We start from the raw sequence: 26,386 nt of genomic DNA on the forward strand, positions 1-26,386 counted from the left end.
GAGGAAAAACATGTCGAACTGGTTGATGAAAAACGGCAAATGGGTGGCTGTGGCCGCCGTGGTGGTTGTGGCTGGAGCGTGGTGGTGGCACGGCAAATCCGCCGCGCCGGCGGGTGATGCGGGCAAGGCCGCGGCGGCGGCCCCCGCTGCTTCGCGCCACGTCAAGCCCGCCCTGAGTGTGCAGGTGGTCTCGCCTCAGTCGGCGCAATGGCCGTCCACGCTCACGGCCAATGGCTCGATCGCTGCCTGGCAGGAAGCCATCATCGGCGCCGAGCTGTCGGGCTTGCGCGTGGCCACGGTGCTGGTCAACGTGGGTGACCGCGTCAAACGTGGTCAGCCACTGGCCACTTTGCAGAACGAAGCCGTGCAGGCCGATGTCAACACGGCACGTGCCAACCTGGCCGAGGCGCAAGCCTTGCTGGCCGAGGCCAAGAGCAACGCCGACCGGTCGCGGTCCTTGCGGGGCAGTGGCGCCATCAGCGCCCAGGAAGCGCAGCGCGACCTCACCGCCGAAGCCACCGCGCAGGCCCGCATGGAATCCTTGAAAGCCCGCCTCGCCGCCGATGAACTGCGCCTGCGCCAGACCACTGTGGTGGCACCTGACGATGGCGTCATCTCAGCCCGCGTGGCCTCCGTGGGCTCGATGGCGCAACCCGGCCAGGAGATGTTCCGCCTGATCCGCCAAGGCCGCCTGGAGTGGCGCGCCGAGCTGCCTTCAGCCGACTTGGTTCAGGTCAAGCCTGGCATGCCTGCCTGGGCCACGCCACCCGGCGGTTCGGCCGTTCAGGGCGTGGTGCGCACTGTCGCGCCCACGGTGGATGCCGGCACCCGCAATGGCCTGGTGTATGTGGACTTGCCTGCCAGCGCGGTCAACGCGGGCGCCCGCGCCGGCATGTTCGCCAACGGCCGCTTTGAAACCGGCCAAGCCGCCGGCCTGTCCTTGCCACAAAGCGCGGTCTTGCTGCGCGATGGCTTCAGCTACGTCTTCACGGTGAACGATCAGGGCGTGGTCAGCCAGGTGAAGGTTGACGTGGGCCGCCGCCGGGCCAACCGCATCGAGATCACCAAGGGCCTGAAGGCCGACACGCAAGTGGTGGCCTCTGGCGTGGGCTTCCTGACCGATGGTGACACCGTGCGGATCGTGAAAGGCCAGTCATGAACGTCTCAACTTGGTCGATCCGAAACCCGATCCCGGCGATCCTGCTGTTCATGATGCTCACCGTGGTGGGCCTGATGGGCTTTTCGGGGATGAAGATCCAGAGCTTCCCCGACATCGACTTGCCCACCGTCACGGTGACGGCGGCTTTGCCAGGCGCCGCGCCCGCGCAGCTGGAAACGGAAGTGGCGCGCAAGCTTGAGAACTCGATCGCCACCTTGCAGGGCATCAAGCACATCTACACCAAGGTGCAAGACGGCAGCGTGATCGTCACGGTCGAGTTCCGCCTTGAAAAGCCCACGCAAGAGGCCGTGGACGATGTGCGCGATGCGGTCTCGCGCGTGCGCTCCGATCTGCCGGGTGATCTGCGTGATCCCGTCATCTCCAAGATGAACCTGTCGGGCGCGCCGATCTTGACCTACACCGTCGCCTCCAAGCGGATGGACGACGAGGCCTTGTCCTGGTTTGTGGACAACGACGTGACCAAGCGCATGCTGGCCGTCAAGGGCGTGGGGGCGGTGGCGCGTGTGGGCGGCGTGACTCGCGAAGTGCGCGTTGAGCTGGACCCGGCGCGTTTGCTGGCGCTCAACGTGTCGGCGGCTGATGTGTCGCGCCAGTTGCGCAGCATCCAGCAAGAAGCCTCGGGTGGCCGGGTGGACGTGGGCGGCGCCGAGCAATCGGTGCGCACCGTGGCCACGGTTCAATCGGCCGCCGAGCTGGCCGCCATGGACATCACCCTGTCTGATGGCCGCCATGTGCGCCTGGACCAGATCGCCAAGGTGAGCGACACCACGGCCGAGCAGCGCTCGGCGGCGCTGCTCAATGGCGAGCGCGTGGTGGGCTTCGAGATCACGCGCGCGCGCTTGGCGGGCGAAGTGGACGTGGCCCAAGGGGTGCGCAAGGCGCTGGAAGAAGTCAAAGCCAAGAACCCCGACATCGTCATCACCGAGGCTTTCAATTTTGTGGACCCGGTGGAGGAGAATTACCACGGCTCGATGACCTTGCTGTACGAAGGCGCCATCCTGGCCGTGATCGTGGTGTGGCTGTTTTTGCGCGATTGGCGCGCCACGCTGGTGGCCGCCACCGCCTTGCCCCTGTCGGTGATCCCGGCCTTTGGCGTGATGAACTTGCTGGGCTTCAGCGTCAACACCGTGTCGCTGCTGTCGCTGTCATTGGTGGTGGGCATCCTGGTGGACGATGCCATCGTCGAGATCGAGAACATCATGCGCCACCTGCGCATGGGCAAGACGCCATTGCAGGCCGCCACCGAAGCCGCTGATGAAATCGGCATGGCCGTGATCGCGACCACCTTCACGCTGATCGCGGTGTTCCTGCCCACGGCCTTCATGGGCGGCGTGCCCGGCAAGTTCTTCGTGCAGTTCGGCTGGACGGCGGCCATTGCCGTGTTCTTCTCACTCGTGGTGGCGCGCATGCTGACCCCCATGATGGCGGCCTACTTTTTGAAGGCGCCCAAGGAAGAGCACCACGAACCCAAGTGGATGGGCATGTACCTGGGCTGGGCGCGTTGGTGCCTGAAGCACCGCGTCCTGACCTTGCTGGTGGTGTTCGTGTTCATGGTGGGATCGTTCATGCTGGCAGGGCGTTTGCCCACCGGTTTCATCCCGCCCGATGATTTGTCGCAAACGCAGGTGTCGCTGTCGCTGCCCCCTGGCAGCAACTTTGAGCAGACCTACAAGCTGGCCGAGCAGGCCCGGCAAATCGTCTCGAAGAACGAGCACGTCAAGCTGGTCTACACGGCCATTGGTGGTGGTGCCTCGGGCAGCGATCCCTTCATGCCGCAAGGTGCGGCCGAAGTGCGCAAGGCCACGCTCACCATCAACATGACGCGGCGGCAAGACCGGCCCGGTATCAGCAAGCAGCACATCGAGCAGCAACTGCGCGCGGCCCTGGAGGCCTTGCCTGGCGCGCGCGTGAACGTGGGCTTTGGCGGTTCGGCCGAGAAGTACGTGCTGGTGCTGGCCGGTGAAGATGGCCGCGCCTTGTCCGAGCATGCCTCGGTGGTTGAGCGCCAGCTTCGCACCATCCCCGGCATCGGCAACGTCACGTCCACCTCCAGCCTGGTGCGACCTGAGCTGATCGTGCGGCCCGATGCCGCCAAGGCGGCCGACCTGGGCGTGAGCACCAGCGCCATCGCCGACACCTTGCGCATTGCCACCCTGGGCGATTACGAGCAAGGCCTGCCCAAGCTGAACCTGTCGCAACGCCAGGTGCCTGTGGTGGTTCGCTTGCCCGACGAGGCCAAGGGCGACCTGGAGTTGATCTCGCGCCTGCCCGTGCCGGGCGCGCGTGGCCCCGTGCCCCTGGGCAATGTGGCCACGCTGACCATGGCCAGCGGCCCCGCCCAGATCGACCGTTATGACCGCCAGCGCAACATCAACTTCGAGATCGAGCTGAACCAGCAACCGCTGGGTGACGTCGAGAAAAAAGCCCTGGCCTTGCCCAGCCTGCAAAAACTGCCACCGGGCATCACGCAGACCACGGTGGGCGATGCAGAAGCCATGGCCGAGCTGTTCGCCAGCTTCGGCCTGGCCATGCTGACCGGCGTGCTGTGCATCTACGTGGTGCTGGTGCTGCTGTTCAAGGACTTTGTGCAGCCCGTGACCATCCTGATGGCGCTGGTGCTGTCCATCCCTGGGGCCTTCGTGGCGCTGTTTGTCACGCAGACGGCGCTGTCCATGCCGTCCATGATCGGCCTGATCATGCTGATGGGCATCGCCACCAAGAACTCGATCCTGCTGGTGGACTACGTGCTCATCGCGCGCAACGAGCATGGCTTGTCGCGCTGGGAAGCGGTGGTGGATGCGTGCCGCAAGCGCGCCCAGCCCATCATCATGACCACCATCGCGATGGGGGCGGGCATGCTGCCCATTGCCCTGGGCATCGGCGTGGACCCGAGCTTTCGCGCACCGATGGCCATCGTGGTGATTGGCGGCCTGATCACTTCCACCTTCTTGAGCCTGCTGGTGATCCCGGTGGTGTTCACATTGGTAGATGGCTTGATCCGGCGCACCAAGGAGTGGATGCACCTGCGGCGTGGAACCGCATCGTCATCAGCACCGCCTTTGAAAGCGATCGAGCAAGAGGTGTGAGCCTCAGGCACCTTAGAATTCCACCCGAACGAGGGCGCCGGACGTTGTTGTCAGGATGGCGGCCCTTGTCAGGGAGGATTTTTGATGAAGCATGGACGATGGCCTGTTCAGGCCGCATTGAAGCGAAGCTGTTGCCTGGGCGTGCCCCTGGCCACGCTTGTGCTTGCCGGCTGCGCGACGATGGTCAAACCCGAGGATCTGAGCCGGCCGGCGAAACTCAGCTGCTTTGAGGTGCCCCAGGTCGTCGAGGCCCACGAGGTCAGGGGCCTGCTTGACATCCCTTGGGTGACCAAGTTGGCGCAGGGCCCTTACGTAGCAGAGCGAGAGAACGCCGAAGGCACCTACTACCGGGCGCCCCCCGGCGGCATTTACATCGCGCCAGAGTCGGTCAAGGCAGATGCGCCACCCGCGCCTTTGATGCCCAGGGTCTTCGATGGCGGCATCTGGGTTTCCAAGACGCCAGGCACGCCAGCACACCTCTACACCTACTTCTCGACCCAGGAAGCCCCCGTGGTCCCGCTGCCCGAAGCGGCCAGCTGTCAGACCGCGCAATTGGTCAAGGATCCTGACGCCAAGGGTGTCAGCGCCGTGGCTTTCGCCACCGGGGGGCTGATCGGTGGCACGGCGGGCGGGGTGGCCGGCCGGTCTGTTTCGTCGAACAGCTCCATGAGCTACGGGCAGGCCGCTGGCGCCGGGGCTGTCGGGGGCGCTCTCGGAGGGCTGATCGTGGCGGGCCTGATCAACATGGATGTGGGCAAGATCGTGCACCACCCCCTGTCGAAGGACGCGAAGTTCCGGAGCGCGCTGCAGGACATGTCGGCCAAGGTGGTGCTGGTGCTTCCCTCGGCCCTGCCGGACGAGGCTGCGGTCATCAAACCCTGAGTAGAGGGGCAGTCCATGTTTTCGCACGTGATGGTGGGTATCTCTGACTTCGAGCGCGCCTTGGCGTTCTACCAGCCCGTCATGAAGGTGCTGGGCATCCAGTGCCGTTTTGTGGAGCAGGACCGCCCGTGGGCTGGTTGGCAATCGTCGCCTGATCCCCGGCCCTTGTTCTTGATCGGCCGGCCCCACAACCAGCAGGCGCACCAAGCGGGCAATGGGCAGATGGTGGCGTTTCTAGCGCAAAGCCGCTCGCAGGTCGATGCCGCGCACGCGGTCGCCCTGGCCCATGGCGGCACCTGCGAGGGCCCGCCCGGCTTGCGGCCTGAGTACCACGCCCACTATTACGGTGCGTATTTCAGAGACCCGGATGGCAACAAGCTGGCCGTGGCTTGTCATCAACCTGGGTGATGGTGTGCCGCCGAAACCCGCAGATCGTGCATTCGGGCCTGGACTTGGCCGAAGCGCAGTGCGATCTCGTCAGCTTCGACTGGCTGGGCCCGCGCTGTTCGCCTGCGCCAACTGATGGGCCGCAGGTCTGACTTCCAGTGGCACCATCTTGTCCAGGACGGTGATCACTGACCATTCATGCCAGTGGAAAATCGACCTCAGGATCGCATCTACCCCACGACGCTGAGCAAACTCCCATGCAAGAAATCACCTGGACCGACTTCACCAAGGTCGAACTGCGAGTCGGCCGCATCGTTGCTGCTGAAGCTTTCCCCGAGGCTCGTAAGCCTGCCTACAAGCTGCACGTCGACTTCGGCCCCGAACTCGGCGTCAAGAAATCAAGCGCCCAGATCACCCGCCTCTACCAGCCTGAAGACCTGGTCGGCAAACTGGTGGTTGCGGTCATCAACTTCCCCAAAAAGCAGATCGGCCCACTGGTGTCCGAGTGCCTGGTCACAGGTTTCCACAATGAGCACGGCGAGGTCGCGCTGTGCGTGCCCGACAAAGCCGTGCCGCTCGGCACCAAACTTTTGTGAGTGCTCCATTTTTGGTCGGCTAACTTTGGCGTTAGGCTAACAATACCCGCCTCATTACCTCCACCCTCCAGAAAACCCGCTTCATGAAACGAATCTTCTTTGCTTCATCACTTGCAGCCTCGCTCCTGATCACAGGCTGCGCCTCTTCGCCAACGAGTACAGACCGCACGCAGGCGGCGGATACAGCTGATACGCCTCCGATCGCGGCTGCGGTTGCTGTGCCAGCTGCAGCGAAGCGCAAGGTCGTGCTTGCGCTGACCGGGCCCAAGGCCATCACCGAGTCCAAGGACTGGGGCGAATTCAAGCGCGAGTGGCGTGAGACATTCGCTGAGCACGCCAGTGAGGCTTCAGTCGCCTACAGTTTTTCTGATGCTGCGCCTAGCCCGACTGGCGAAGACGGAACGATCCTCCTTGTGGATGTGGCCGACTACCGCATTGTTGGCATTGGCGCCCGAATCTTCTTTGGCGCCATGACAGGAAACGCGTTCATTGACGCCAAGGTGAAGTTCTCCAGTCTTCGCGACGGCGCCGCTTTTGGCGAGCAGCGGTACAACACTTCGTCCAGCGCTTGGGGCGGCATCTTCGCGAAGATGACACCTCAACAGGTCGACTCCATCGCATCGAACATCTTCATGGACCTTGGCGGGGCCAAGTAGCCTCGCAGAAACGGGCGGTGGTCAAGCTGATGCCTCTAAATCTTTGGGAGATTCGACATGCTAGAACTTCGCCCAACTTGCGAGCATTGCAACACCCGCCTCTTGCCGAGCTCAACCGAAGCAAGAATCTGCAGTTTTGAATGCACTTTCTGTGCAAACTGCGTTGCTTCGGTTCTTGGCAACGTTTGTCCAAACTACGGCGGGGTTTCTCACCCAGACCGATCCGCCCATCAAGATGCGCTCGTCGCATGCATGGCCTCTTCCATTGCTCTTGCTGACACACGTTCATTTCGTTGTAAAAACGATGTGGTCAAACTGGGCAATTCCAATGCCTCGGCCGTCTTAAAGTGTGGTGAACCTGTTAGTAAATAATGGTATGAGCGAGTGGCTCTCCACCAAAGCATTGCCCCATGAAAAAACTCTCAGGCCAATGCCTCTGCGGCGTCGTGCGCTACGAGGTCAACGACAACTTCAAATACTCGGGCTTCTGCCATTGCGCTGATTGCCGGCGCTTCTCGGGTTCCGCCTCGTCCGCCATGGCGGGCATCCCGAGCGACGAGTTCCGCTTCACCGCGGGGCTCGATGCTGTCAAGCAATACGTCAAAACCGAGAACACGACGCTGGCCTTTTGCGGTACCTGTGGCTCCAGCCTCTATGCGGCCAAGACCCAACGCGGCATGATCCACCTCCGCTTGGGCACACTGGACGAAGCCCCATCTCTGAGACCGCAGTTTCACTCCTATGTCGCCTCCAAAGCGGATTGGGACACCAGCCTGGCCGATGGCCTGCGGCAATACCCCGCAGGGCGCGCGTGACACCGCCGCCACCTTGCCGCTTGTCGGTGATCTTCGCCTCGCACGCGCCGGTGGCCGTGGTGCTGAGGCGGGGGCCCACGCATTGGGTCCAGGTCGTGCGGTGGAACACCTTGACCGATGAGTTCGAGCCCGGGCAGTGGTTCCACGGCAAGCTCTACCCGGAGCGTTGCGCCTTGTCCCCGCGGGGCGAGTTGATGGTCTATTTCGCCTACAAGCGCGGCCATGTGGACCAGGCCAGTGGCCACCGCCGAGAGTTCACTGCCGTGAGCCGGCCGCCTTACCTCACCGCGCTGGCACTGTGGCCCTGGTTGGGAACCTGGGGTGGAGGCGGCCATTTCACCGACGCGCGCACGCTGGTGCTGGGGGCCAACCATGTCCCCGTACCCCATCCCGACCACGTGCCCAAGCGCCTCAAGGTGCTGCCCAACCTGGGTGCGCTGGGCCGGCCTGATTCCGGGCCCGCCAGCATCCTTCAACCAGACAGGTCAGGCCATGAGTCCGCCGAAGGCCTTGACCAGCAAGACCGCAGAATTGTCGTCGACGCAGGCATACTTTGGGCGATCGACCAAAAAAGCGATGAGCGCCAAGCCTTGCGGGATTTCAACGCGGACACCCCGCGCCCCATGGCCTGCCCGCCCAAAGCAAAGCGCTGGCCCTAGCCCATCAACGTCACCTCTGCGAGTTGGCCCATGGATATCCCCCCGGACTTCAGCCCCTTGGCACGCACCAGCCCCGTGCTCGACCTGCTGGGCCCCATCCATGCCAAAGGCCAAGGCGCTGAGCTTGTCATCGGCCTGCGCGTTGAGGCCAAGCACTGCAACGCCCGGGGCACCATCCATGGCGGCATCCTGGCCACCCTCGCCGACGTCGCACTGGGTTACGCCACCGCTTTCTCCGCCGACCCGCCCATCCCCCTCGTCACCGCCAGCCTCACGCTCGACTTCACTGGCACCGCCAAGATCGGCGACTGGATTGAGACCTCCGTGGACGTCCAGAAGAAGGGCGCGCGCCTGGCCTTCGCCAATGGCTTCATCCACGTGGGCACCGAGCGCATCGTTCGCGCCAGTGCGGTGTTCGCTGTGGCAGGAGCTGCGACATGAGCACCGAACACAGCACCACAATCAACCAGCAAATCGACCCGATCCCACTGGTCACCCACTACGGCAACATGCGCTTCGCCATGTTCACCGTGTTCTCGGCCATCCTGGGCGGATTGATCAGTTTTCCGTTTTCAGAAGGAGGCCGGCTGTTCTTCGCGGCTTACCCTCAACTTAGGCCGCCGCTGGGCATCAGTGGGTTGGTGTTGTCGGTGTTGTTCACCTTTGCCGAGCTGCGAATCGCCTACCTGCTGTTCATTTACCAGAGCCATCTTTACGAGCATTCAACGCTGCCCAAACCAAGAGCGCGGTTTTTCTGGGCTTTTTTCGCGTCGGCCACCATGGCGGCCCCTCTGGTCATCTCGGCCCTGTTCTGGCTCAGTTACTGGTTGTCCGACCTGGCCATTCCCGGCTGTTCCAAATGATTTTTCTGGCTTGTGCCTGAAGGGATATGTGATGTTCAAGAAATCAAGTCGCGCCTTGGCGTTTTCAGTGGTGCTGCTGGGCCTTCATGGCGCGGCGCTGTGCCAGGTGGCCAAGCCCGTGGCCGAGGAGCTCATGCGCAAGTCCGGCTTGTGGGAACAGCTGGGTTCCATCGCGCCGCAGATGGAGGCCGGGGCGGGCGCCGCCATGGACCAATCGGGGACGAAGCTGTCGCCAGAAGAACTCAAGCGCCTCTCCCAGGCATTTGTCACGGCCTATTCGCCGATGCACTTGCGCGCCACCGCCTTGCGCGTCTTGACTGCTCAGCTCACCGCTGCCGATGTGGCGGCCTTGGAAGCCTGGTACAACAGCCCCGCTGGCAAAGCAGTCACCAAGCTTGAAGAGGCCGCGTCCACCGGCACAGCCGATCTTCAAACCCGTGTGCAAGCCGGGACAAAGGTACTGTCCGCCAGCACGGCAGCCAGACGAGCGCTCCTGACGCAGGTGGCCAAGGTCACGCGCGCGGCCGAGGCATCCGTCGACATCATGATCAACACGGCAGTGGGCGTTCAGGAGGGCCTGGCCAAGGTGGCGCCCAAAGGCGCGAAAACCACGGTCAAGGACCTTCGTGCCACGCTTGAGCAACAACGGCCGCAAATGGTCAAGAACTTCGACAGCGCCATGGTGGCCTTGTTCGCCGCCACCTACGAGAGCCTTGACGACGACGCACTGAGCCGCTACGTCAGCTTTTTGAAGAGCCCGGCAGGGAGTGCCTACACCGAGGTGTCTCTGCGTGCGATGGACCGCGCGTTTGTTGAAGCAGCGCAAGGCTTGGGCCGCAGCATTCCAGCGGTCAAGTCGAGCGCCAATCTTTGAGTGAGAGCACGGACCATGCGCAAAGCCATTGCCGCACTCGTGCTTCAGGCCATGTGCATGGCCTCGCAGGCAGCGGTGGGCCTTTTGGAGTGGCCTTCATCTGAGGTGGCAGGGCCTGTCACCGTGTTCTTCCCCACCAATGCACCTGAACAAGAAGTGCGGCGTGATGAGTTCTCGATGCAACTGGCCGTTGATGCCACGCCCATCAAGGGCAATGGGGTTTTGGTGCTCATCTCTCACGGGTCGACAGCATCGCCATGGATGTATCTCGACCTTGCCCGTGCGCTGGTGAATGCGGGCTTTGTGGTGGCCATGCCTGAGCACCACAAAGACAACTACAAAGATGCCCGCGAGCCGGGGCCCGCCAGCTGGATCCGCAGGCCACTTGAAGTCTCGAAGGCTATTGATGCCATGGCGCGAAGCGCGGTGTTTGCCCCACTGCTTCAGTTCGACAGTGTGGGCATGTATGGCATGTCCGCTGGCGGGCACACGGCCCTGACATTGGCCGGTGGGCGTTGGTCGCCCGCCAGGTTCAGGCAACATTGCCAGGACCACATGGCCGAGGACTTCCAGACTTGCGTGGGCCTGATCACCGGCCTGACCGGTGGGCCTTTGGACGGGATCAAGGCCGCCGTGGCGCGTTGGGTCATCGGCCTGAAATTCACGGACGAGACCTGGTACGAGCACACCGACCCACGGATCAAGGCCGTGGTGGCGGGCGTACCGCTTGCGGCGGATTTTGATTTTTCTTCGCTGAGCCAGCCCAAAACGAGACTGGGGATCATCTCGGCGCGGAAAGACCGTTGGCTGATCCCGAAGTTTCACAGCGACGCCGTTTTGCGCGCTTGCCAAAAGAAATGCGAATCCCTGGCCGATTTGGAAAACGGCGGCCATGGCGCCTTGCTGTCGCCGTTGCCACCTGACCGCAGTGGCTTGCTGGCCGATCTGATCTCTGATCCGCCAGGATTCAACCGGGAGCAGACCACCCGTGAGGTCAACGACTTGATCGTGAAGTTTTTTATCAAGAACTTGCAGGGCAAGCCGCCGGGGGCTCAATGAGGCAAGCCCTTAAATCGGGCACAGGTCGATTTTGACGATCGCCCTTCGTCGTACAGTCAGAGGGCCGTCCTCTGCAAGCCAAGGAATGATCAAATGAGCACCAACACCGTCCGCCTTCACCGCGTCATCCGCACCACCCCCGAACGCCTCTACCGCGCTTTCCTGAATGCCGATGCCATGGCCAAGTGGTTGCCCCCGCATGGCTTCACGGGCAAGGTCCACGAGATGGACGCCAAGGTGGGCGGCGGCTACAAGATGTCGTTCACCAATTTCGGCTCGGGCAACAGCCACTCGTTTGGCGGCAAGTACCTGGAACTGGTGCCCAACGAGCGCCTGCGCTACACCGCTGTGTTCGACGACCCGAACCTGCCGGGCGAAATGCAGACCACGGTCACCTTGAAGGCCGTGTCGTGCGGTACCGAGCTGAGCGTGGTGCAAGAAGGCATTCCCGCCATCATCCCCGCCGAAGGCTGCTACCTGGGCTGGCAAGAGTCGCTGACCTTGCTCATCCAGTTGGTCGAGCCCGAGATCCCTGGCTGACCATGATGGGAGCCGTCAGGCCAGGCTGGCTACCCGCGAATGCGCTGCTGGCGTCTTACCAGCAGCAAGGCGTGTACACGGACTGCTTTTTCGTGGACCTGCCGCGTGCCGTGTCCCAGGCCGAGTTCATTGAAGCGTTTTACACCACCCGCTTGTTCAAGCTTGAGCGCTTCATCCTGTCAATACTGGTTTCAAAGTCCTCGACAGACCAACAAGCCAGGCAACTGGCGGCCGGAGACACGCAATCCTTTGCGGCCTGGAGCGTGGAGGGACGAAGCGCGAACCAGTTGCTGCTCTGCGATTTCCTGGGCCGTACTCGGTCGTGGTTGATGAGCGAAGCGGGTGAGGGCGGCCATCCCGAAGGCACGCGTTTGTATTTCGGCTCCGCCTTCCTGCCCAAGGTGGACCGAAGTTCAGGGAAAGCCCGCTACGGCATGGAGTTTCACGCCCTCAAGGGCTTTCATCGCCACTATTCAGAAGCACTCTTGCGGTCAGCGCAATCGCGCTTGCTGCGCCCACCCTCAAGCTGAGGCAAGTCCATGGCCACCGACCAAAGCTTCGTCGACTACATCTGCGAGCAATCCAACCTGGGTGGCCGCATCTCGCACAAGAAGATGTTTGGCGAGTACGCCCTCTACCTGGACGGCAAGGTCATCGCCTTCGTGTGCGACAACCACCTCTTCGTCAAACCCACGGCCGAAGGCAAGGCCGTGCTGGGCACCGTGTCCGAGCACCCACCTTACCCAGGCGCCAAGATGTACTTTCGGCTTGGCGATGAGATCGACGACCAGCACCTGTTGCAGCGCGTGTTCCAGGCCACCGCCGACGCCTTGCCGTTGCCCAAACCCAAGGCACCCAAGCCCAAAGCAGCCAAAGGCAAAACAATCAAAGCCAAGGCCCCATGAACAAAGCCCGAGGCGGTGAACCGCGCTCGGGCTTTGGGGCATCACGCAATCAGATGCGTTCGATGATCATGGCAATGCCTTGCCCACCGCCAATGCACATCGTGATCAAGGCATAGCGGCCCTTGATGCGTTGCAGTTCGTACAAAGCCTTGGTCACCAGGATGGCACCGGTGGCGCCCACGGGGTGGCCCAGCGAGATGCCCGAGCCATTGGGGTTGGTCTTCTCGTTGGGGAAGCCCATTTCCTTGGACACGGCGCAGGCTTGTGCAGCAAAAGCTTCGTTGGATTCGATCACGTCCAGGTCGGCCACGGTCAGGCCAGCCTTGGCCAGCGCAGCCTTGGAAGCGGGCACGGGGCCGATGCCCATGTATTCGGGCTCGACACCGGCGTGGCCATAGGACACCAGGCGGGCCAGCGGCTTGAGGCCCAATTCCTTGGCCTTCTCTGCCGAGGCCATGACCACGGCAGCAGCGCCGTCGTTCAGGCCAGAGGCGTTGCCAGCGGTCACGGTGCCTTCTTCTTTCTTGAAGGCGGGTTTCATTTTGCCCAGGGTTTCAGCGGTGGTGTCGCCCTTCACGTGCTCGTCGGTGTCGAACAGCGTGGTGCCCTTGCGGGTTTGCAACTCCACCGCCACGATCTGTTCCTTGAAGTAGCCGGCTTCGATCGCGGCGGCGGCGCGCTGCTGGCTTTGCGCGGCGTAGGCGTCCTGCTGCTCGCGGGTGATGTCGTAGCGGGCGGCCACGTTTTCAGCAGTGATGCCCATGTGGATGTGCTTGCGCGGGTCGTGCAGGGCACCGAGCATGAAGTCCAGCATCTTGACGTCGCCCATGCGCGCGCCCCAACGGTTGCTGGTGACCAGGTAAGCGCCACGGCTCATGGATTCAGCACCGGCACCGATGGCCACGTCGCAATCACCCAGCAGGATGGATTGCGCGGCCGACACCACGGCTTGCAGACCCGAACCGCACAGGCGGTTCACGTTGAAGGCGGGCGTTTCTTGCGGCACGCCTGCGTTCAGCGCAGCAACGCGGCTGATGTAGGCATCCTGAGGCACGGTGGGGATCACATTGCCCAGCACCACGTGGCCCACGTCTTTGGGCTGCACGCCAGCGCGTTCCATCGCGGTCTTGATGACCAGGGCGCCCAGATCGGCCGGGGGCACTTCCTTGAGCGAACCACCAAAGGTGCCGATGGCGGTGCGGGCGGCGCCCACGAAAACGACTTCACGAGTCATGGCTTTTCCTTCAAGAGAGGGGGAGGGATGTGATCGGAAAGATTGTCAGATTATGCCGTGTTGGGCGCCAGCAAGGTCGAATCCTGCGCCCCCATGATGCTTTCAGCGTGCTCCAGCACAAAGTACCGAAACGCCTCGGCGGCCGGGGACAGCACTTTGGAGACCTCATGCACGATGTTCCAGGTGCGCCGCAGCGGCGTGCCTTCAAAGTCGACCCGGTGCAAAAGGCCGTTGCGCAGTTCGGGCGCCACGGCGTGCAATGACAAAAAGCCGATGCCCAGCCCCGCCGTGACCGCCGCCTTGATGGTCTCGTTGCTGGCGATCTCCATCCCGATGCGGGGTGCCATCTGGTGGTGCTTCAAATAGGCATCCAGCACCTCTCGAACTTCTGAGCCCACCTCCCGCGCGATCAGCGGATGATTCATCAAAGCATTGAGCGGCGGGTGGCCCACGCCCAGCAGCGGGTGCCCGGGCGGGCAAACGAACACCATGGCATGGCCCGCGAAAGGTTCGGCGCGCATGGCGTATTCCTTGGGCGGTCGGCCCATCACGGCCAGGTCGATTTCATTGCTGTGCATGCGCGCCATCAATTTGGTGATGTCGCGGGTCACATCAAGTTTGACGTCCACCCCGGGGTGCTCAGCCCGAAAGCGCGCCAGCAGCTGCGGCAGGAAATAACCCGCCGTGCTGATGAGCCCGATGGTCAAAACACCCGTCTGAACCCCCTTGAATCGGGCCATCACGTTGTCAGCATCTTTCAAAGTTGAAAGCAAACGTTTGGCGTAGACCAGGAAGTACTCGCCCCCCATGGTCAGCTGGATGTTGCGGCCCTGGCGCTCGAACAGGGGCATGCCGACATGGCCTTCCAGCTCCTTGACCTGCATGGTCACCGCAGGGGGCGTGAGGTGCAAGACCTCGGCCGCGCGGCCAAAACTGAGCTGGCGGGCGACCTCCGTGAAGACCCTTAATTGCCTAAAAGTCACGCTTCTCATTAAGCAATCCCTTAAGTGAATTCAAAGAATAACTGAATTTACCTTAGTCGGGTCGCGTCCTACATTGAATTCAACCCATCGTTTTTGTCCGCTTTTTCCATTCCCACCGAGGATTCAACATGAACAAACCAGTGGAAGCCGGCGTGGTCAACGCCGATCAAATCACCGACCAGAAAAAGCGCTACAGCGCTGGCGTGCTCAAGTACCGCCAGATGGGTTATTGGGATTCCGACTACCAGCCCAAGGACACCGACGTTCTCTGTCTGTTCCGCATCACCCCGCAAGATGGCGTGGACCCGATCGAAGCTGCCGCCGCCGTGGCCGGTGAATCGTCCACCGCCACCTGGACCGTGGTGTGGACCGACCGCCTGACCGCCTGCGACAGCTACCGCGCCAAGGCCTACCGCGTCGAGCCCGTGCCCAACAACCCGGGCCAGTACTTCGCCTACGTCGCCTACGACATCATCCTGTTCGAAGAAGGCTCGATCGCCAACATGACGGCGTCCCTCATCGGCAACGTCTTCAGCTTCAAGCCCTTGAAGGCCGCGCGCCTGGAAGACATCCGCGTGCCCGTGGCCTACGTCAAGACCTTCAAGGGGCCACCCACCGGCCTGATCGTCGAGCGCGAGCGCCTGGACAAGTTCGGCCGCCCGCTGCTGGGCGCCACCACCAAGCCCAAGCTGGGCCTGTCGGGCCGCAACTACGGCCGCGTGGTGTACGAAGGCCTCAAGGGTGGCCTCGACTTCATGAAGGACGACGAGAACATCAACTCGCAACCCTTCATGCATTGGCGTGACCGCTTCCTCTTCGTGATGGACGCGGTCAACAAGGCCAGCGCCGCCACCGGTGAGGTCAAGGGCAGCTACCTGAACGTGACCGCCGCCACGATGGAAGACATGTACGAGCGCGCCGAGTTCGCCAAGAGCCTGGGCTCGGTCATCATCATGGTTGACCTGGTGATTGGCTACACCGCCATCCAGTCGATGGCCAACTGGTGCCGCAAGAACGACATGATCATGCACATGCACCGTGCGGGCCATGGCACCTACACGCGCCAGAAGAACCACGGCGTGAGCTTCCGCGTGATCGCCAAGTGGCTGCGCCTGGCGGGCTGCGACCACCTGCACACCGGCACCGCCGTCGGCAAGCTCGAAGGCGATCCGATGACCGTGCAGGGCTACTACAACGTCTGCCGCGACAGCGTCACGCGCATGGACCTGCCGCGCGGCCTGTTCTTCGACCAGGACTGGGCCGACCTGAAGAAGGTCATGCCCGTGGCCTCGGGCGGCATCCACGCCGGCCAGATGCACCAGCTGATCGACCTGTTCGGCGACGATGTGGTGCTGCAGTTCGGCGGCGGCACCATCGGCCACCCTGCGGGCATCCAGGCCGGCGCCGTGGCCAACCGCGTGGCGCTGGAGTGCATGGTCAAGGCTAGAAACGAAGGCCGCGACATCCTCAACGAGGGTCCGGACATCTTGCGCAAGGCCGCGCAGTTCTGCACCCCCCTCAAGCAGGCGCTCGACACCTGGGGTGACATCACCTTCAACTACACCTCGACCGACACGTCCGACTACGCCGTGACGCCGGGCGTTTCCAACTAAGCAGGGCAAGGAGAACACCACCATGATGACCAACCCTACCGGCCGCCTCACGCAGGGCCAGTTCAGCTTTTTGCCCGACCTGACCGACGCCGAGATCGCATTGCAGATCGAATACGGCCTGCGCAAGGGCTACGCCTGGAGCGTGGAATACACCGACGATCCACACCCGCGCAACACCTACTGGGAGATGTACGGCAACCCCATGTTCGACCTGAAGGATGCCGCTGGCGTCATGACCGAACTGAAGGCCTGCCGCGACACCTTTGGCCGTGGCCACTACATCCGCCTGATGGCCTTTGACTCGACCCGTGGCGTCGAGACCATCGTCATGAGCTTCATCGTCAATCGCCCCAAGAACGAGCCCGGCTTCCGCCTGGAACGCCACGAGGTGGACAGCCGCCAGGTGCGCTACACCATGAGCGCCTACGCCCTGAGCGAGCCGGAAGGCGAACGCTACAGCGATTGATGCCGACGACGACCAGGACCAGCCCATGAACGCGCCGCTCTACACCATCCCAGGCAGTACCCAACGTGCTCCCGCCGACGCACCTGTTGCGACCACCCCCGTGGCCGCAGCGGTGCAAACGGTCGACGAGGCACCCGTGCCCCGCACGGTGGCCGAGGTGCTGGCCCAAAGCCGCATCGACGACGTGATGGACGAGCTGGACCGCGACCTCGTGGGCCTGGCCCCGGTCAAGACACGCATCCGCGACATCGCGGCCCTGCTGGTGATCGACAAGCTGCGCTCGGGCTTCGGCCTGTCGGCGCAGAGCCCGTCGCTGCACATGTGCTTCACGGGCAACCCTGGCACGGGCAAGACCACGGTGGCCTTGCGCATGGCCGAGATCCTGCACCGCTTGGGCTATGTGCGCAAAGGCCACCTGGTGGCCGTGACGCGCGACGACTTGGTCGGCCAGTACATCGGCCACACGGCGCCCAAGACCAAGGAAGTGCTCAAGAAGGCCATGGGCGGCGTGCTTTTCATCGACGAGGCCTATTACCTCTACAAGCCCGAGAACGAGCGCGACTACGGCCAGGAAGCCATCGAGATCCTGCTGCAGGTGATGGAGAACCAGCGCGACGACCTGGTCGTGATCCTGGCGGGCTACAAAGACCGCATGGACAATTTCTTCCAGAGCAACCCGGGCATGTCATCCCGGATCGCGCACCACCTGGACTTCCCGGATTACGCCACGCCCGAGCTGCTCAGCATTGCCGACAAGATGCTCGATCAGCAGCACTACTGCTTTGGCGAAGGTGCCCGCGAAGCCTTTGACGACTACCTGGGCCGGCGCCTTGAGCAACCCCACTTCGCCAACGCCCGCAGCGTGCGCAATGCCCTGGATCGCGCCCGTTTGCGCCAGGCCAGCCGCCTCTTCGAAGACCGCGACCGTGTGCTGACCCGCGCTGACCTGACCACCATCGAAGTGGCCGACATCCGATCCAGCCGGCTGTTCGCCGTGCCCACGGCCTGATCGAACATTCAATTGTTCGAGCACAAACATAACAACTCACAGAGGACCCCACCATGAACACCACGCCCGTTGTGGAACTGACAGAAGCCTTGGCCTTGAACCTGTCGGGCATGCCCGCTGACGTGGCCCAGGCTTTGACCGCCACGTTGCTGACCATCGCGCAGGCTTGCGCGGCCATCAGCGAGGTCGCGGCGCAAGGTGCCTTGGCGGGTGCCCATGGCCTGGCCTCGTCCAGCAACTCGCAAGGCGAGGATCAGAAGAAGCTGGACGTGATGGCCGACGACGTGCTGTCCGCAGCCATGGCAGCCTGTCCGCACGTGGCCGGCTGGGCCAGTGAAGAGCACGAGATGCCGTTCGTGTCTGATGAGCATGGCAACCAGGGGCGGTACCTGGTGGTCTTCGATCCGCTCGATGGCTCGTCCAACATCGAAGCCAATATTTCGGTGGGCACCATCTTCTCGGTGCTGCCTCATCCCTACCGTGGCACCACGCCTGGCGAGATGGGGTTTCTGCAGCCCGGCCAGCAACAAGTGGCGGCCGGCTATGTGCTGTACGGCCCCTGCACGGTGATGGTGTTGACCTGTCGCCAAGGCGTGCAGATGTTCACCCTGGACCGCGCCAGCCTGCAAGGCGAGGGGCCGGCCCGGTGGGTCTTGACGCAATCCGAGGTGCGCATCCCCGTGGCCACGCGCGAGTTCGCCATCAACGCGTCCAACCAGCGTTTCTGGGAAAAGCCCGTGCAGCGCTACGTGGCCGAATGCATCGCGGGTGAATCAGGCCCTCGCCATAAGGACTTCAACATGCGGTGGGTCGCCAGCATGGTCGCCGAAGTGCACCGCATCATGACGCGCGGTGGTGTGTTCATGTACCCGCGCGATGAGCGCGAGCCACGCAAAGCCGGCCGCTTGCGCCACATGTACGAAGCCGCGCCCATGGCCCTGTTGGTGGAGCAGGCCGGAGGCCGTGCCGTCAATGGCACGCACGATCTGCTGGAGGTGGTGCCCGACACCTTGCACCAGCGCGTGCCCGTCATCCTGGGTTCAAAGGAAGAGGTCGACCGCATCGTCAGTTACCACGAAGAGCCGCATGAGAACGTGTCTTGGCAGTTGTTCAAGACGCGTTCGCTGTTCGTGCAACCTCAAGCCTGATCGGGTGATTCGACATGTCTCGCAAACACCCCATCATCGTGGTGACCGGCTCCAGTGGCGCGGGCACCAGCACCGTCAAAAGCACATTTGACGCGATCTTCCGGCGCGAGGGCATCACCCCCGCCGTGATTGAAGGCGACGCCTTTCACCGCTACTCGCGCACAGAGATGAAGGTGCGCGTGGCCGAGTACGAGCGCGAAGGCATTGCCCTGAGCCACTTTGGCCCCAAAGCCAACGAATGGGAAATGCTGGGCAAGCAGTACCAAGCCTATGGTGAAACCGGCCGCTGCAAGACCCGCTATTACCTGCACAACGAAGCCGAGGCGCACCCCTACGGGCAAGAGCCCGGCACCTTCACGCCCTGGCAGGACACGCCTGTGGACACGGACGTGCTGTTCTATGAAGGCCTGCACGGCTGCGTCAAGACCGACGAGGTGGACTTGGTGCGCCACGTCGATTTGAAGATCGGCGTGGTGCCCATCATCAACCTGGAGTGGATTCAAAAAATCCACCGTGATACCAAGTTCAGGGGCTACAGCAAAGAGTCCGTGTCCGACACCATCCTGCGCCGCATGCACGATTACGTGCACTACGTGTGCCCGCAGTTCGGCGAGACCGACATCAACTTCCAGCGTGTGCCGGTGGTTGATACCTCCAACCCCTTCATCGCCCGCGATGTGCCCACGGCCGGCGAAAGCATGACGGTGATCCGCTTCCGCAACCCGCGTGGCATCGACTTTCCTTACCTGCTGTCGATGATCGGCGACTCGTTCATGTCGCGCGCCAACACCATCGTGGTGCCTGGCGGCAAGATGGACCTGGCCATGCAACTCATCCTCACCCCCATGATCCTGCGCCTGATGGAAATCCGCCGCGCACAAATGCGTTAACCAAATGACCATTCAACTCATCACCTTCGACCTGGACGGCACCATGGTGGACACCGCCGCCGAAATCGCCGAGGCCGCCAACCGCACGCTGGCCGAGATTGGCTTGCCACGGCGACCGTTGGGTGACGTCACCAAGTTGATTGGCCACGGCACGCGCGAGCTGATGAAGGGCTTGCTCAAGCAGGCCAGACAAGCCGGTGAGACCCACGTGGACAGCCTGGATGTTGAAGCCGTGATGCACTGTTTTGAGCGCCACTACAACGACACCACCGGCACCGACAGCCAGTTGTACCCCGGTTGCCTGGACGGTCTGGAGCGCCTGCGCACCGCAGGGGTGCGCCTGGCTTGCGTCACCAACAAGGAAGTGCGCTTTGCGCACAAGGTGCTGGAAGTGACGGGCCTTGCCCCCTTTTTCCAGATCGTTCTGGGCGGCGACAGCCTGACAGAAAAAAAACCCCATCCATTGGTGATTGAGTATTGCCTTGAGGCGCTGAATGTGGATAAATCACACACAGCGCATGTGGGTGATTCCTCGATTGATGTGGAGACTGCCCAGCGTGCTGGCGTGGCTGCCTGGGCCGTTCCCTACGGCTACAACGGCGGACAACCCATTGAAGCTTCCAATCCTGACGGCGTGTTTACCGACATCGCCCGAATCGCCGACCATGTGCTCAACCTGCGCATGGCCGCTTAATTGTCAACCGACGAGTTAAGGAGATATTCATGGCTGTGACGACCCCCATCGCTGACCTTGGCTGGCACGCCGCACCGTTTCGCCTGAAGGGCGTGGACGGCAAGATGCACACGCTCAAGGAGCTGTCTGGCCGACACGGCACGCTGGTCATCTTCATCTGCAACCACTGTCCCTACGTGAAGGCCGTGTTGCCGCGCATCATCCGCGACGCCCGCGAGTTGCTGCCCTTGGGCGTCAACACCATCGCCATCAACTCGAACGACGATTCCACCTACCCGGAAGACAGCTTCGAGAACATGCAGTGCATCGCCGCCGAGATGGATTTCCCTTTCCACTACCTGCACGACGAAACGCAGGAGGTGGCACGCGCCTATGGCGCCGTGTGCACGCCTGATTTCTACGCCTTTGATGGTGGCGGCTGCCTGCACTACCGTGGCCGCCTTGACGCTTCCGGCCGCGAGCCCGCACCCGAAGACGCCCCGCGCGAGTTGTTCGACGCCATGCGCCTGATCGCCTATTACGGCTATGGCCCGGGCGACCAATACCCCAGCATCGGCTGCTCGATCAAATGGCGCGACTCCGAACTGGGCGAAGCGCCTGTGGGCAAGAAGGCCTTGGCCGCCTGACCAGGGCTCACTCTTCGATCGAGACGCCGCGCATGAAGGCCACGCGGCCCTTGATCTCTTCGGCCGCTTCCTTGGGGTTGGGGTAGTACCAGACCGCGTCCTGGTTGGCATTGCCATCCACGAACAAGGTGTAGTAGCTGGCCTCACCTTTCCACGAGCACATGGTACGGCGATTGCTGGACAGCGCGTACTCGCGCTTGAGCGCACTCTCGGGGAAGTAATGGTTGCCTTCAACCACCACGATGTCGTCGCTCTCGGCGACGACCACGCCGTTCCAGATGGCTTTCATGTTGTCCTCCTGATGACCCCTGTCATCGAAGGTGGAACTGTACTTCGGTTATCGTGGGTTCAATCTGCTCTTTCCCACGTGTCATGAACCGCGAAGAACCGACTGCCCTTGACCGTCCCGACGTTCGGCCACAGCTGCTGGCTCGCTGGCACGAAGCCCGGTCCATCACCGATGCCCTGTTCGATGGTCTTCGCCCCGAGGTGCTTTACCAAAGGCCCATTGCCGAGCGACACAGGATCATCTTCTACCTGGGCCACCTCGAGGCCTTTGACTGGAACCTGCTGACGAGCCGGCGCGCGGTCACGGCGTCTGCCGTCAATGCGGGCTTCAACCAGTTGTTCGCGTTTGGCATTGACCCTGTTGGCACGGGTTTGCCGCAGGATCTGCCGGGCGATTGGCCAGATTTGCAGGCCATCCACGTCTACCGCCAGTCCGTTCGTGACGGCTTGGACAAACTCATGGCCACCTTGCCGGTGAGTTGGCCGGGGCCTTGGGCCGGTGGCAGCGGGCGTCACTTCGATGCAGCTTGCCTGCTCAACGTGGCCGTCGAGCACCGCCTGATGCACGCCGAAACGCTGGCGTACATGCTGCACCGCTTGCCGGTGGGTTCCTGGCGTGTCGAAACCCCGATGCCCCAGATGACGCACACCGCGCCTGCGCCCAAACCGGCCATGGTCAGCATCCCGTCGGGCAACGTCATGCTGGGCGAGTCGCGTGCCAATGCACAGGCGTTTGGGTGGGACAACGAGTTCCCGGCCCATGAGGTGGGCGTGCCGGCGTTTTCAATCGACCGGCACATGGTCACCAACGGGCAGTACCTGGCCTTCATGGCCGATGGTGGTTACGAGCGCCCCGAGTTCTGGAAGCCGCAAGATTGGGCTTGGCGAGAAAGCCATGGCATCCGGCAACCCGTGTTTTGGCGCTGTGACCGTGATGGCTGGTTGCTGCGTGCCATGCACCACGATTTGCCCTTGCCCCTGGACTGGCCTGTGTACGTGAGCCATGCCGAGGCGAGCGCCTACGCGTGTTGGGCTGGCAAGGCTTTGCCCACCGAGGCCCAGTGGATGCGCGCTGCGTCTGGCGTTCAGCTGGGTGAAGGCGGGCCTTGCAATGCCAACTTCCGACAGTGGGATCCTGAGCCCGTGCAGGCCTGTCCACAGGTCAGTGATTTTGGCGTGGTGGGCATGTTCGGCAATGGCTGGGAGTGGACCCGCAGTGTGTTCGAGCCCGCGGAGGGGTTTGAGGCCTTTCCGTTCTACCCTGGGTATTCCAAGGATTTCTTTGACGGGAAGCACTTTGTGCTGAAGGGCGGCTCACCCCGGACCGCGGCCTGCATGTTGAGGCCTTCTTTTCGCAACTGGTTCCAGGCGCACTACCAGCACGTGTACGCAGGCTTGCGTTGCGTCAGTGCTGACTGACAAAAAAAGGAAGACTGGCATGGCCCTATCCACTGCACCCACCGCTGCCCAGGCGGATGCGTTCGCCACCGATGTCTACGGTGGCTTGACGCAATCCCCCCAGAAGACGTTGCCGTCCAAATACCTCTATGACGCTGTGGGCTCGGCCTTGTTCGAGGTCATCACGCACTTGCCGGAATATGGCCTGACCCGCGCCGATGAACGCCTGATCAAGGCGAATGCCCAGGACATCCTCGCCAGGACTGGCCCTGTGCGCACGGTGGTGGAGCTGGGCAGTGGCAGTGGCCGCAAGACCCGCTGGGTACTTGAGGCCTGTGCCCGGCACCAGCCTTGCACCTACTACCCCATTGAGATATCGGCCACGGCCTTGGCGCAATGCGGCCGTGAACTGAGCGACATCGCTGGCGTGAAGGTGCTGGGCATCGAGCGTGAATACCTGCCCGGCTTGCAGCAGATCACCGCCATGCGCCAGGGCGAGTCGCCCATGCTGGTGCTCTTTTTGGGCAGCACCATCGGCAACTTCGCGCGCCCCGACGCACAGCGTTTCCTGGGCGATGTGCGCAAGATGATGCGCCCTGGTGATGCGCTGCTGCTGGGCACCGACCTGGTCAAGCCCACCCAGACCTTGGTCAGTGCCTACGACGATGCTTTGGGCGTGACCGCGGCCTTCAACTTGAACTTGCTGGTGCGCATGAACCGCGAACTGAGCGCGGGCTTTGACCTGAAGCAGTTCGAGCACGAAGCGCGTTTCAACCCGCAGGCCAGTGCCATCGAGATGCACATCCGCTCTCGCGTCAAGCAATCGGTGGAGATTCCGGGCGCGGGCTTGACGGTGGAGTTCGAGGCCGGGGACACCATCTGGACCGAGATCAGCCGCAAATACCTGGCGCCTGATGTGCTGGCCATGGGAGCGCAAGCCGGGTTCACCTCGGGCGGCCAGTGGATTGACGAAGACTGGCCTTTTGCCGAGACCCTGCTGATCGCGGCTTGACCAGGCGGGTTCAGCAGGTCAGCCGGCCCAAGCCGCTGGCGGCGTGGGCCAATACCTCGATGGCCGACCAGTCACCGGCCTCGACGACTGGAGCTGGTGCCAGCCAAGAGCCGCCCACGCAGGCCACATTGGGCAAGGCCAGGAAGCCGGGCGCGGTCTCGACCGTGATGCCTCCGGTGGGGCAAAACAGCGCATCGGCAAAAGGCCCGGCCAAGGCCTTGAGCATGGCCACGCCGCCAGCTTGCTGCGCCGGGAAAAACTTGAAGCACTCAAAGCCGGCGTCCATCGCCGTCATCAATTCGCTGGCCGTGGCCACCCCAGGCAGCAAGGGGATCGCCGCCTTTTGAGCGAACTGGGCCAGTGCGGGGGTCAGCCCTGGCGAAACGGCGAATTGCGCCCCGGCACGTGCCACATCGTCCCATTGCTTGACGGTGGTCACGGTGCCAGCGGCGATCACGGCCTCGGGCACTTCTCTGGCCAAGGTCTCGATCACTTCAAGCGCGTTGGGTGTGCGCAAGGTGATCTCCAGGACCTTCAGGCCACCGGCCAGCAAGGCGCGGGCAATGGGCACGGCATCGGCGGTCCGGTTGATCACCAGCACGGGGATCACTGGGCTCAGGCGCATCACGGCCGCCAGCATGTGGTTTTTGTTGCTCATGGGTTGGTGTGGTCTAAGCCAAAGGACATGGCGCCTTGCTCGGCGCCGGTGACTGCATGGCGGAACGTGGAGAACAGCTCGCGGCCGCTGCCATGCGTGTTGGCCGACAGGTTGGCGATGGGGGCCTCGCGCAAGGCCCACTCGGCCTCGTCGACCAAAGCCGTCAAGGTGCCGGCCTCTGAATCAAGCCGGATGATGTCGCCATCACGCACCTTGCCCAAGGGGCCGCCGGCCAGCACTTCAGGCGTGATATGGATGGCCGAGGGCACCTTGCCCGACGCGCCCGACATGCGGCCATCGGTGACCAAGGCGACGTTGAAACCTTTGTCCTGCAGGTTGGCCAGGGTGGGCGTGAGCGAGTGAAGCTCGGGCATGCCATTGGCGCGGGGGCCCTGGAAGCGCAGCACCGCCACGAAGTGGCGTTCCAGCTCGCCGCGCTTGTAGGCCTCGATCAGGTCTTCCTGCTGGTCAAACACCACGGCTGGGGCTTCGATCAGGCGGTGCTCGGGTTTGACCGCCGACACCTTGATCACCGACCGGCCCAGGTTGCCATTCAGCACCTTGAGGCCGCCGTCGGGCGAGAAGGGCGTGGCAAAAGGTGCCAGCACCGTGGCGTTGCCGCTGTCGGGCGGCACGGCTTGCCAGTGCACCTGGTCGTTGTGCAGCAAAGGCGTCTGCGTGTAGTGGTGCAAGCCCTGGCCCATGGCGGTCAGGACCTCGGCGTGCAGCAGCCCCGCACCCAGCAGTTCGCGGATCAGGAAAGCCATGCCTCCGGCCATGTGGAACTCGTTGACGTCGGCGTGGCCGTTGGGGTAGACGCGGGCCAGCAGCGGCACGATGTTGGACAGGGCGTCAAAGTCATCCCAATCGATGATGATGCCGGCCGCCCGCGCGATGGCCACCAGGTGCAAGGTGTGGTTGGTGGAGCCGCCCGTGGACAACAGGCCCACGATGCCATTGACGATGGCCTCTTCGTTGACGACCCTGCCCAACGGGATGTGGTGGCCACCGAGGTGCGTGATGCTCGCCACACGGCGCGCGGCTTCACGTGTCAGCGCTTCGCGCAGCGGCGTGCTGGGCGACACAAAGGCCGAGCCCGGCAGGTGCAGGCCCATCACCTCCATCAGCATTTGGTTGCTGTTGGCCGTGCCGTAGAAGGTGCAGGTGCCAGCCGAGTGGTAGGACTTTTCTTCGGCCTCCAGCAAGGCTTCCTTGCCAATCTCGCCAGCCGCGAACTTCTGGCGGATCTTGGCCTTCTCGGTGTTGGGCAGGCCCGTGCCCATGGGCCCGGCGGGCACGAAGATGGTGGGCAGGTGGCCAAAGCTCAAGGCGCCGATCAGCAGGCCGGGCACGATCTTGTCGCACACGCCCAGGCACAACACGGCATCGAACATGTTGTGCGACAGCGCCACCGCCGTGGACAGGGCGATCACATCGCGCGAGAACAGCGACAGCTCCATGCCCGGCTGACCTTGTGTGACGCCATCGCACATGGCGGGTACCCCGCCCGCGAACTGGGCGGTGGCCCCGGCTTCACGCGCGGCTTGCTTGATCCACTCCGGGAAAGCCTGAAAAGGCTGGTGGGCCGACAGCATGTCGTTGTAGGCCGAGACAATCGCGATGTTGGGCTTGCGTTGCTCGCGCAGCCAGATCTTGTCCCGTGGGTCAGCGGCCGCGTAGCCATGGGCGAGGTTGGTGCAACCCAACTGGGCCCGGCCCGATTGGTTGGATTTGCCTGCGTCTTCGATGCCTTGCAGGTAGCGCTGGCGCGTGACCGCGCTGCGCTGGCGGATGCGCTCGGTGATGGCCAGAAGCTCAGGATGGGTGTTCACGGCTTGCTCAGTGGTTCTCAGGTGTCGGGTGGC

29 protein-coding genes and 2 pseudogenes are annotated in these 26,386 nt (G+C 63.1%); 26 read left to right on the plus strand and 5 right to left on the minus strand.

Translation table 11 applies throughout. The features are described from left to right. Positions 1-10 precede the first annotated feature (10 nt). The 17 genes and pseudogenes from LQ232_RS20295 to LQ232_RS20370 all read left to right on the plus strand — a co-directional run bounded on the left by LQ232_RS20295 (position 11) and on the right by LQ232_RS20370 (position 12,502). The gene (locus LQ232_RS20295) at positions 11-1,159 is read left to right on the plus strand and encodes an efflux RND transporter periplasmic adaptor subunit (protein WP_230182196.1); all 1,149 of its coding nucleotides are present in this window, start codon (positions 11-13) and stop codon (positions 1,157-1,159) included. After that, positions 1,156-4,266 (plus strand): efflux RND transporter permease subunit, encoded by a 3,111-nt coding sequence (locus LQ232_RS20300; protein ID WP_230182197.1) that lies wholly within the window; start codon positions 1,156-1,158, stop codon positions 4,264-4,266. The genes LQ232_RS20295 and LQ232_RS20300 overlap by 4 nt, the downstream gene beginning before the upstream one ends. Positions 4,267-4,350: 84 nt before the next feature. Further along, positions 4,351-5,148: a hypothetical protein gene (locus tag LQ232_RS20305; RefSeq protein ID WP_230182198.1), complete on the plus strand. Its 798-nt coding sequence runs from the start codon at positions 4,351-4,353 to the stop codon at positions 5,146-5,148. Positions 5,149-5,163: 15 nt separating this feature from the next. Next, positions 5,164-5,556: a VOC family protein gene (locus tag LQ232_RS20310; protein WP_230182199.1), complete on the plus strand. Its 393-nt coding sequence runs from the start codon at positions 5,164-5,166 to the stop codon at positions 5,554-5,556. 236 nt (positions 5,557-5,792) lie between these two features. After that, positions 5,793-6,131 (plus strand): tRNA-binding protein, encoded by a 339-nt coding sequence (locus tag LQ232_RS20315; RefSeq protein WP_230182200.1) that lies wholly within the window; start codon positions 5,793-5,795, stop codon positions 6,129-6,131. Between the two features lie 83 nt (positions 6,132-6,214). Beyond that, the gene (locus LQ232_RS20320; RefSeq protein WP_230182201.1) at positions 6,215-6,787 is read left to right on the plus strand and encodes a hypothetical protein; all 573 of its coding nucleotides are present in this window, start codon (positions 6,215-6,217) and stop codon (positions 6,785-6,787) included. A gap of 57 nt (positions 6,788-6,844) precedes the next feature. Continuing rightward, a pseudogene (locus tag LQ232_RS20325) lies at positions 6,845-7,023 on the plus strand (DUF1272 domain-containing protein); the annotation flags it as partial. Between the two features lie 58 nt (positions 7,024-7,081). Further along, positions 7,082-7,159 (plus strand): annotated as a pseudogene (locus LQ232_RS23715) (DUF2845 domain-containing protein); the annotation flags it as partial. Between the two features lie 38 nt (positions 7,160-7,197). After that, positions 7,198-7,602, plus strand: a complete 405-nt coding sequence (locus tag LQ232_RS20330) for a GFA family protein (protein WP_230182202.1) — start codon at positions 7,198-7,200, stop codon at positions 7,600-7,602. Continuing rightward, the gene (locus LQ232_RS20335) at positions 7,599-8,261 is read left to right on the plus strand and encodes a hypothetical protein (protein ID WP_230182203.1); all 663 of its coding nucleotides are present in this window, start codon (positions 7,599-7,601) and stop codon (positions 8,259-8,261) included. The genes LQ232_RS20330 and LQ232_RS20335 overlap by 4 nt, the downstream gene beginning before the upstream one ends. Positions 8,262-8,291: 30 nt before the next feature. Beyond that, positions 8,292-8,702 (plus strand): PaaI family thioesterase, encoded by a 411-nt coding sequence (locus LQ232_RS20340; RefSeq protein WP_230182204.1) that lies wholly within the window; start codon positions 8,292-8,294, stop codon positions 8,700-8,702. After that, a complete protein-coding gene (locus LQ232_RS20345) occupies positions 8,699-9,124 on the plus strand; it encodes a hypothetical protein (protein WP_230182205.1) in 426 nt (141 codons plus the stop codon). Before LQ232_RS20340 ends, LQ232_RS20345 begins: the two co-directional genes overlap by 4 nt. Positions 9,125-9,155: 31 nt before the next feature. Beyond that, positions 9,156-9,998: a DUF2059 domain-containing protein gene (locus LQ232_RS20350; protein ID WP_230182206.1), complete on the plus strand. Its 843-nt coding sequence runs from the start codon at positions 9,156-9,158 to the stop codon at positions 9,996-9,998. Between the two features lie 15 nt (positions 9,999-10,013). Then, complete coding sequence (locus LQ232_RS20355; RefSeq protein ID WP_230182207.1) at positions 10,014-11,057, plus strand: dienelactone hydrolase; 1,044 nt, start codon at positions 10,014-10,016, stop codon at positions 11,055-11,057. A 93-nt stretch (positions 11,058-11,150) separates the two neighbouring features. After that, a complete protein-coding gene (locus LQ232_RS20360; RefSeq protein ID WP_230182208.1) occupies positions 11,151-11,597 on the plus strand; it encodes an SRPBCC family protein in 447 nt (148 codons plus the stop codon). Between the two features lie 2 nt (positions 11,598-11,599). Next, complete coding sequence (locus LQ232_RS20365; RefSeq protein WP_230182209.1) at positions 11,600-12,127, plus strand: hypothetical protein; 528 nt, start codon at positions 11,600-11,602, stop codon at positions 12,125-12,127. A gap of 9 nt (positions 12,128-12,136) precedes the next feature. Next, positions 12,137-12,502, plus strand: a complete 366-nt coding sequence (locus LQ232_RS20370; protein ID WP_230182210.1) for a TfoX/Sxy family protein — start codon at positions 12,137-12,139, stop codon at positions 12,500-12,502. Between the two features lie 49 nt (positions 12,503-12,551). On the opposite strand, the gene LQ232_RS20375 is transcribed toward LQ232_RS20370, so the two are convergent. Then, positions 12,552-13,736, minus strand: coding sequence for an acetyl-CoA C-acyltransferase family protein (locus LQ232_RS20375; RefSeq protein WP_230182211.1), 1,185 nt, complete (start codon positions 13,734-13,736; stop codon positions 12,552-12,554). A 50-nt stretch (positions 13,737-13,786) separates the two neighbouring features. Further along, positions 13,787-14,728: a LysR family transcriptional regulator gene (locus LQ232_RS20380; RefSeq protein ID WP_230182212.1), complete on the minus strand. Its 942-nt coding sequence runs from the start codon at positions 14,726-14,728 to the stop codon at positions 13,787-13,789. A 119-nt stretch (positions 14,729-14,847) separates the two neighbouring features. On the opposite strand from LQ232_RS20380, the gene LQ232_RS20385 reads away from it, so the two are divergent. From LQ232_RS20385 to LQ232_RS20415, 7 genes are read left to right on the plus strand one after another with little or no spacing between them, the layout of a single operon-like run. Further along, complete coding sequence (locus LQ232_RS20385; protein WP_230182213.1) at positions 14,848-16,332, plus strand: form I ribulose bisphosphate carboxylase large subunit; 1,485 nt, start codon at positions 14,848-14,850, stop codon at positions 16,330-16,332. Between the two features lie 22 nt (positions 16,333-16,354). Next, positions 16,355-16,798, plus strand: a complete 444-nt coding sequence (locus LQ232_RS20390; RefSeq protein WP_230182214.1) for a ribulose bisphosphate carboxylase small subunit — start codon at positions 16,355-16,357, stop codon at positions 16,796-16,798. 25 nt (positions 16,799-16,823) lie between these two features. Continuing rightward, on the plus strand, positions 16,824-17,807 hold the full coding sequence (cbbX, locus tag LQ232_RS20395) for a CbbX protein (RefSeq protein WP_230182215.1): 984 nt from the start codon (positions 16,824-16,826) through the stop codon (positions 17,805-17,807). Between the two features lie 53 nt (positions 17,808-17,860). Next, the gene (locus tag LQ232_RS20400) at positions 17,861-18,955 is read left to right on the plus strand and encodes a class 1 fructose-bisphosphatase (protein ID WP_371820329.1); all 1,095 of its coding nucleotides are present in this window, start codon (positions 17,861-17,863) and stop codon (positions 18,953-18,955) included. 14 nt (positions 18,956-18,969) lie between these two features. Further along, on the plus strand, positions 18,970-19,845 hold the full coding sequence (locus LQ232_RS20405; protein WP_230182216.1) for a phosphoribulokinase: 876 nt from the start codon (positions 18,970-18,972) through the stop codon (positions 19,843-19,845). Positions 19,846-19,849: 4 nt separating this feature from the next. Continuing rightward, complete coding sequence (gene gph / locus LQ232_RS20410) at positions 19,850-20,539, plus strand: phosphoglycolate phosphatase (RefSeq protein ID WP_230182217.1); 690 nt, start codon at positions 19,850-19,852, stop codon at positions 20,537-20,539. Between the two features lie 29 nt (positions 20,540-20,568). Then, positions 20,569-21,165, plus strand: coding sequence for a thioredoxin family protein (locus LQ232_RS20415; RefSeq protein WP_230182218.1), 597 nt, complete (start codon positions 20,569-20,571; stop codon positions 21,163-21,165). A gap of 7 nt (positions 21,166-21,172) precedes the next feature. On the opposite strand, the gene LQ232_RS20420 is transcribed toward LQ232_RS20415, so the two are convergent. After that, positions 21,173-21,454 (minus strand): DUF427 domain-containing protein, encoded by a 282-nt coding sequence (locus LQ232_RS20420; RefSeq protein WP_230182219.1) that lies wholly within the window; start codon positions 21,452-21,454, stop codon positions 21,173-21,175. Between the two features lie 83 nt (positions 21,455-21,537). On the opposite strand from LQ232_RS20420, the gene LQ232_RS20425 reads away from it, so the two are divergent. Further along, positions 21,538-22,872 carry an SUMF1/EgtB/PvdO family nonheme iron enzyme gene (locus LQ232_RS20425; RefSeq protein ID WP_230182220.1) on the plus strand — a complete coding sequence of 445 codons (1,335 nt, stop codon included), beginning with the start codon at positions 21,538-21,540 and terminating at the stop codon, positions 22,870-22,872. A gap of 19 nt (positions 22,873-22,891) precedes the next feature. After that, positions 22,892-23,863, plus strand: coding sequence for an L-histidine N(alpha)-methyltransferase (gene egtD / locus LQ232_RS20430; RefSeq protein WP_230182221.1), 972 nt, complete (start codon positions 22,892-22,894; stop codon positions 23,861-23,863). 10 nt (positions 23,864-23,873) lie between these two features. On the opposite strand, the gene eda is transcribed toward egtD, so the two are convergent. Beyond that, positions 23,874-24,521, minus strand: coding sequence for a bifunctional 4-hydroxy-2-oxoglutarate aldolase/2-dehydro-3-deoxy-phosphogluconate aldolase (gene eda / locus LQ232_RS20435; protein WP_230182222.1), 648 nt, complete (start codon positions 24,519-24,521; stop codon positions 23,874-23,876). Next, a complete protein-coding gene (gene edd, locus LQ232_RS20440; protein WP_230182223.1) occupies positions 24,518-26,353 on the minus strand; it encodes a phosphogluconate dehydratase in 1,836 nt (611 codons plus the stop codon). The genes eda and edd overlap by 4 nt, the downstream gene beginning before the upstream one ends. Between the last annotated feature and the right edge of the window lie 33 nt (positions 26,354-26,386).

This window comes from Aquabacterium sp. CECT 9606 (genome assembly GCF_918741295.1).
Taxonomy (GTDB): domain Bacteria; phylum Pseudomonadota; class Gammaproteobacteria; order Burkholderiales; family Burkholderiaceae_C; genus Aquabacterium.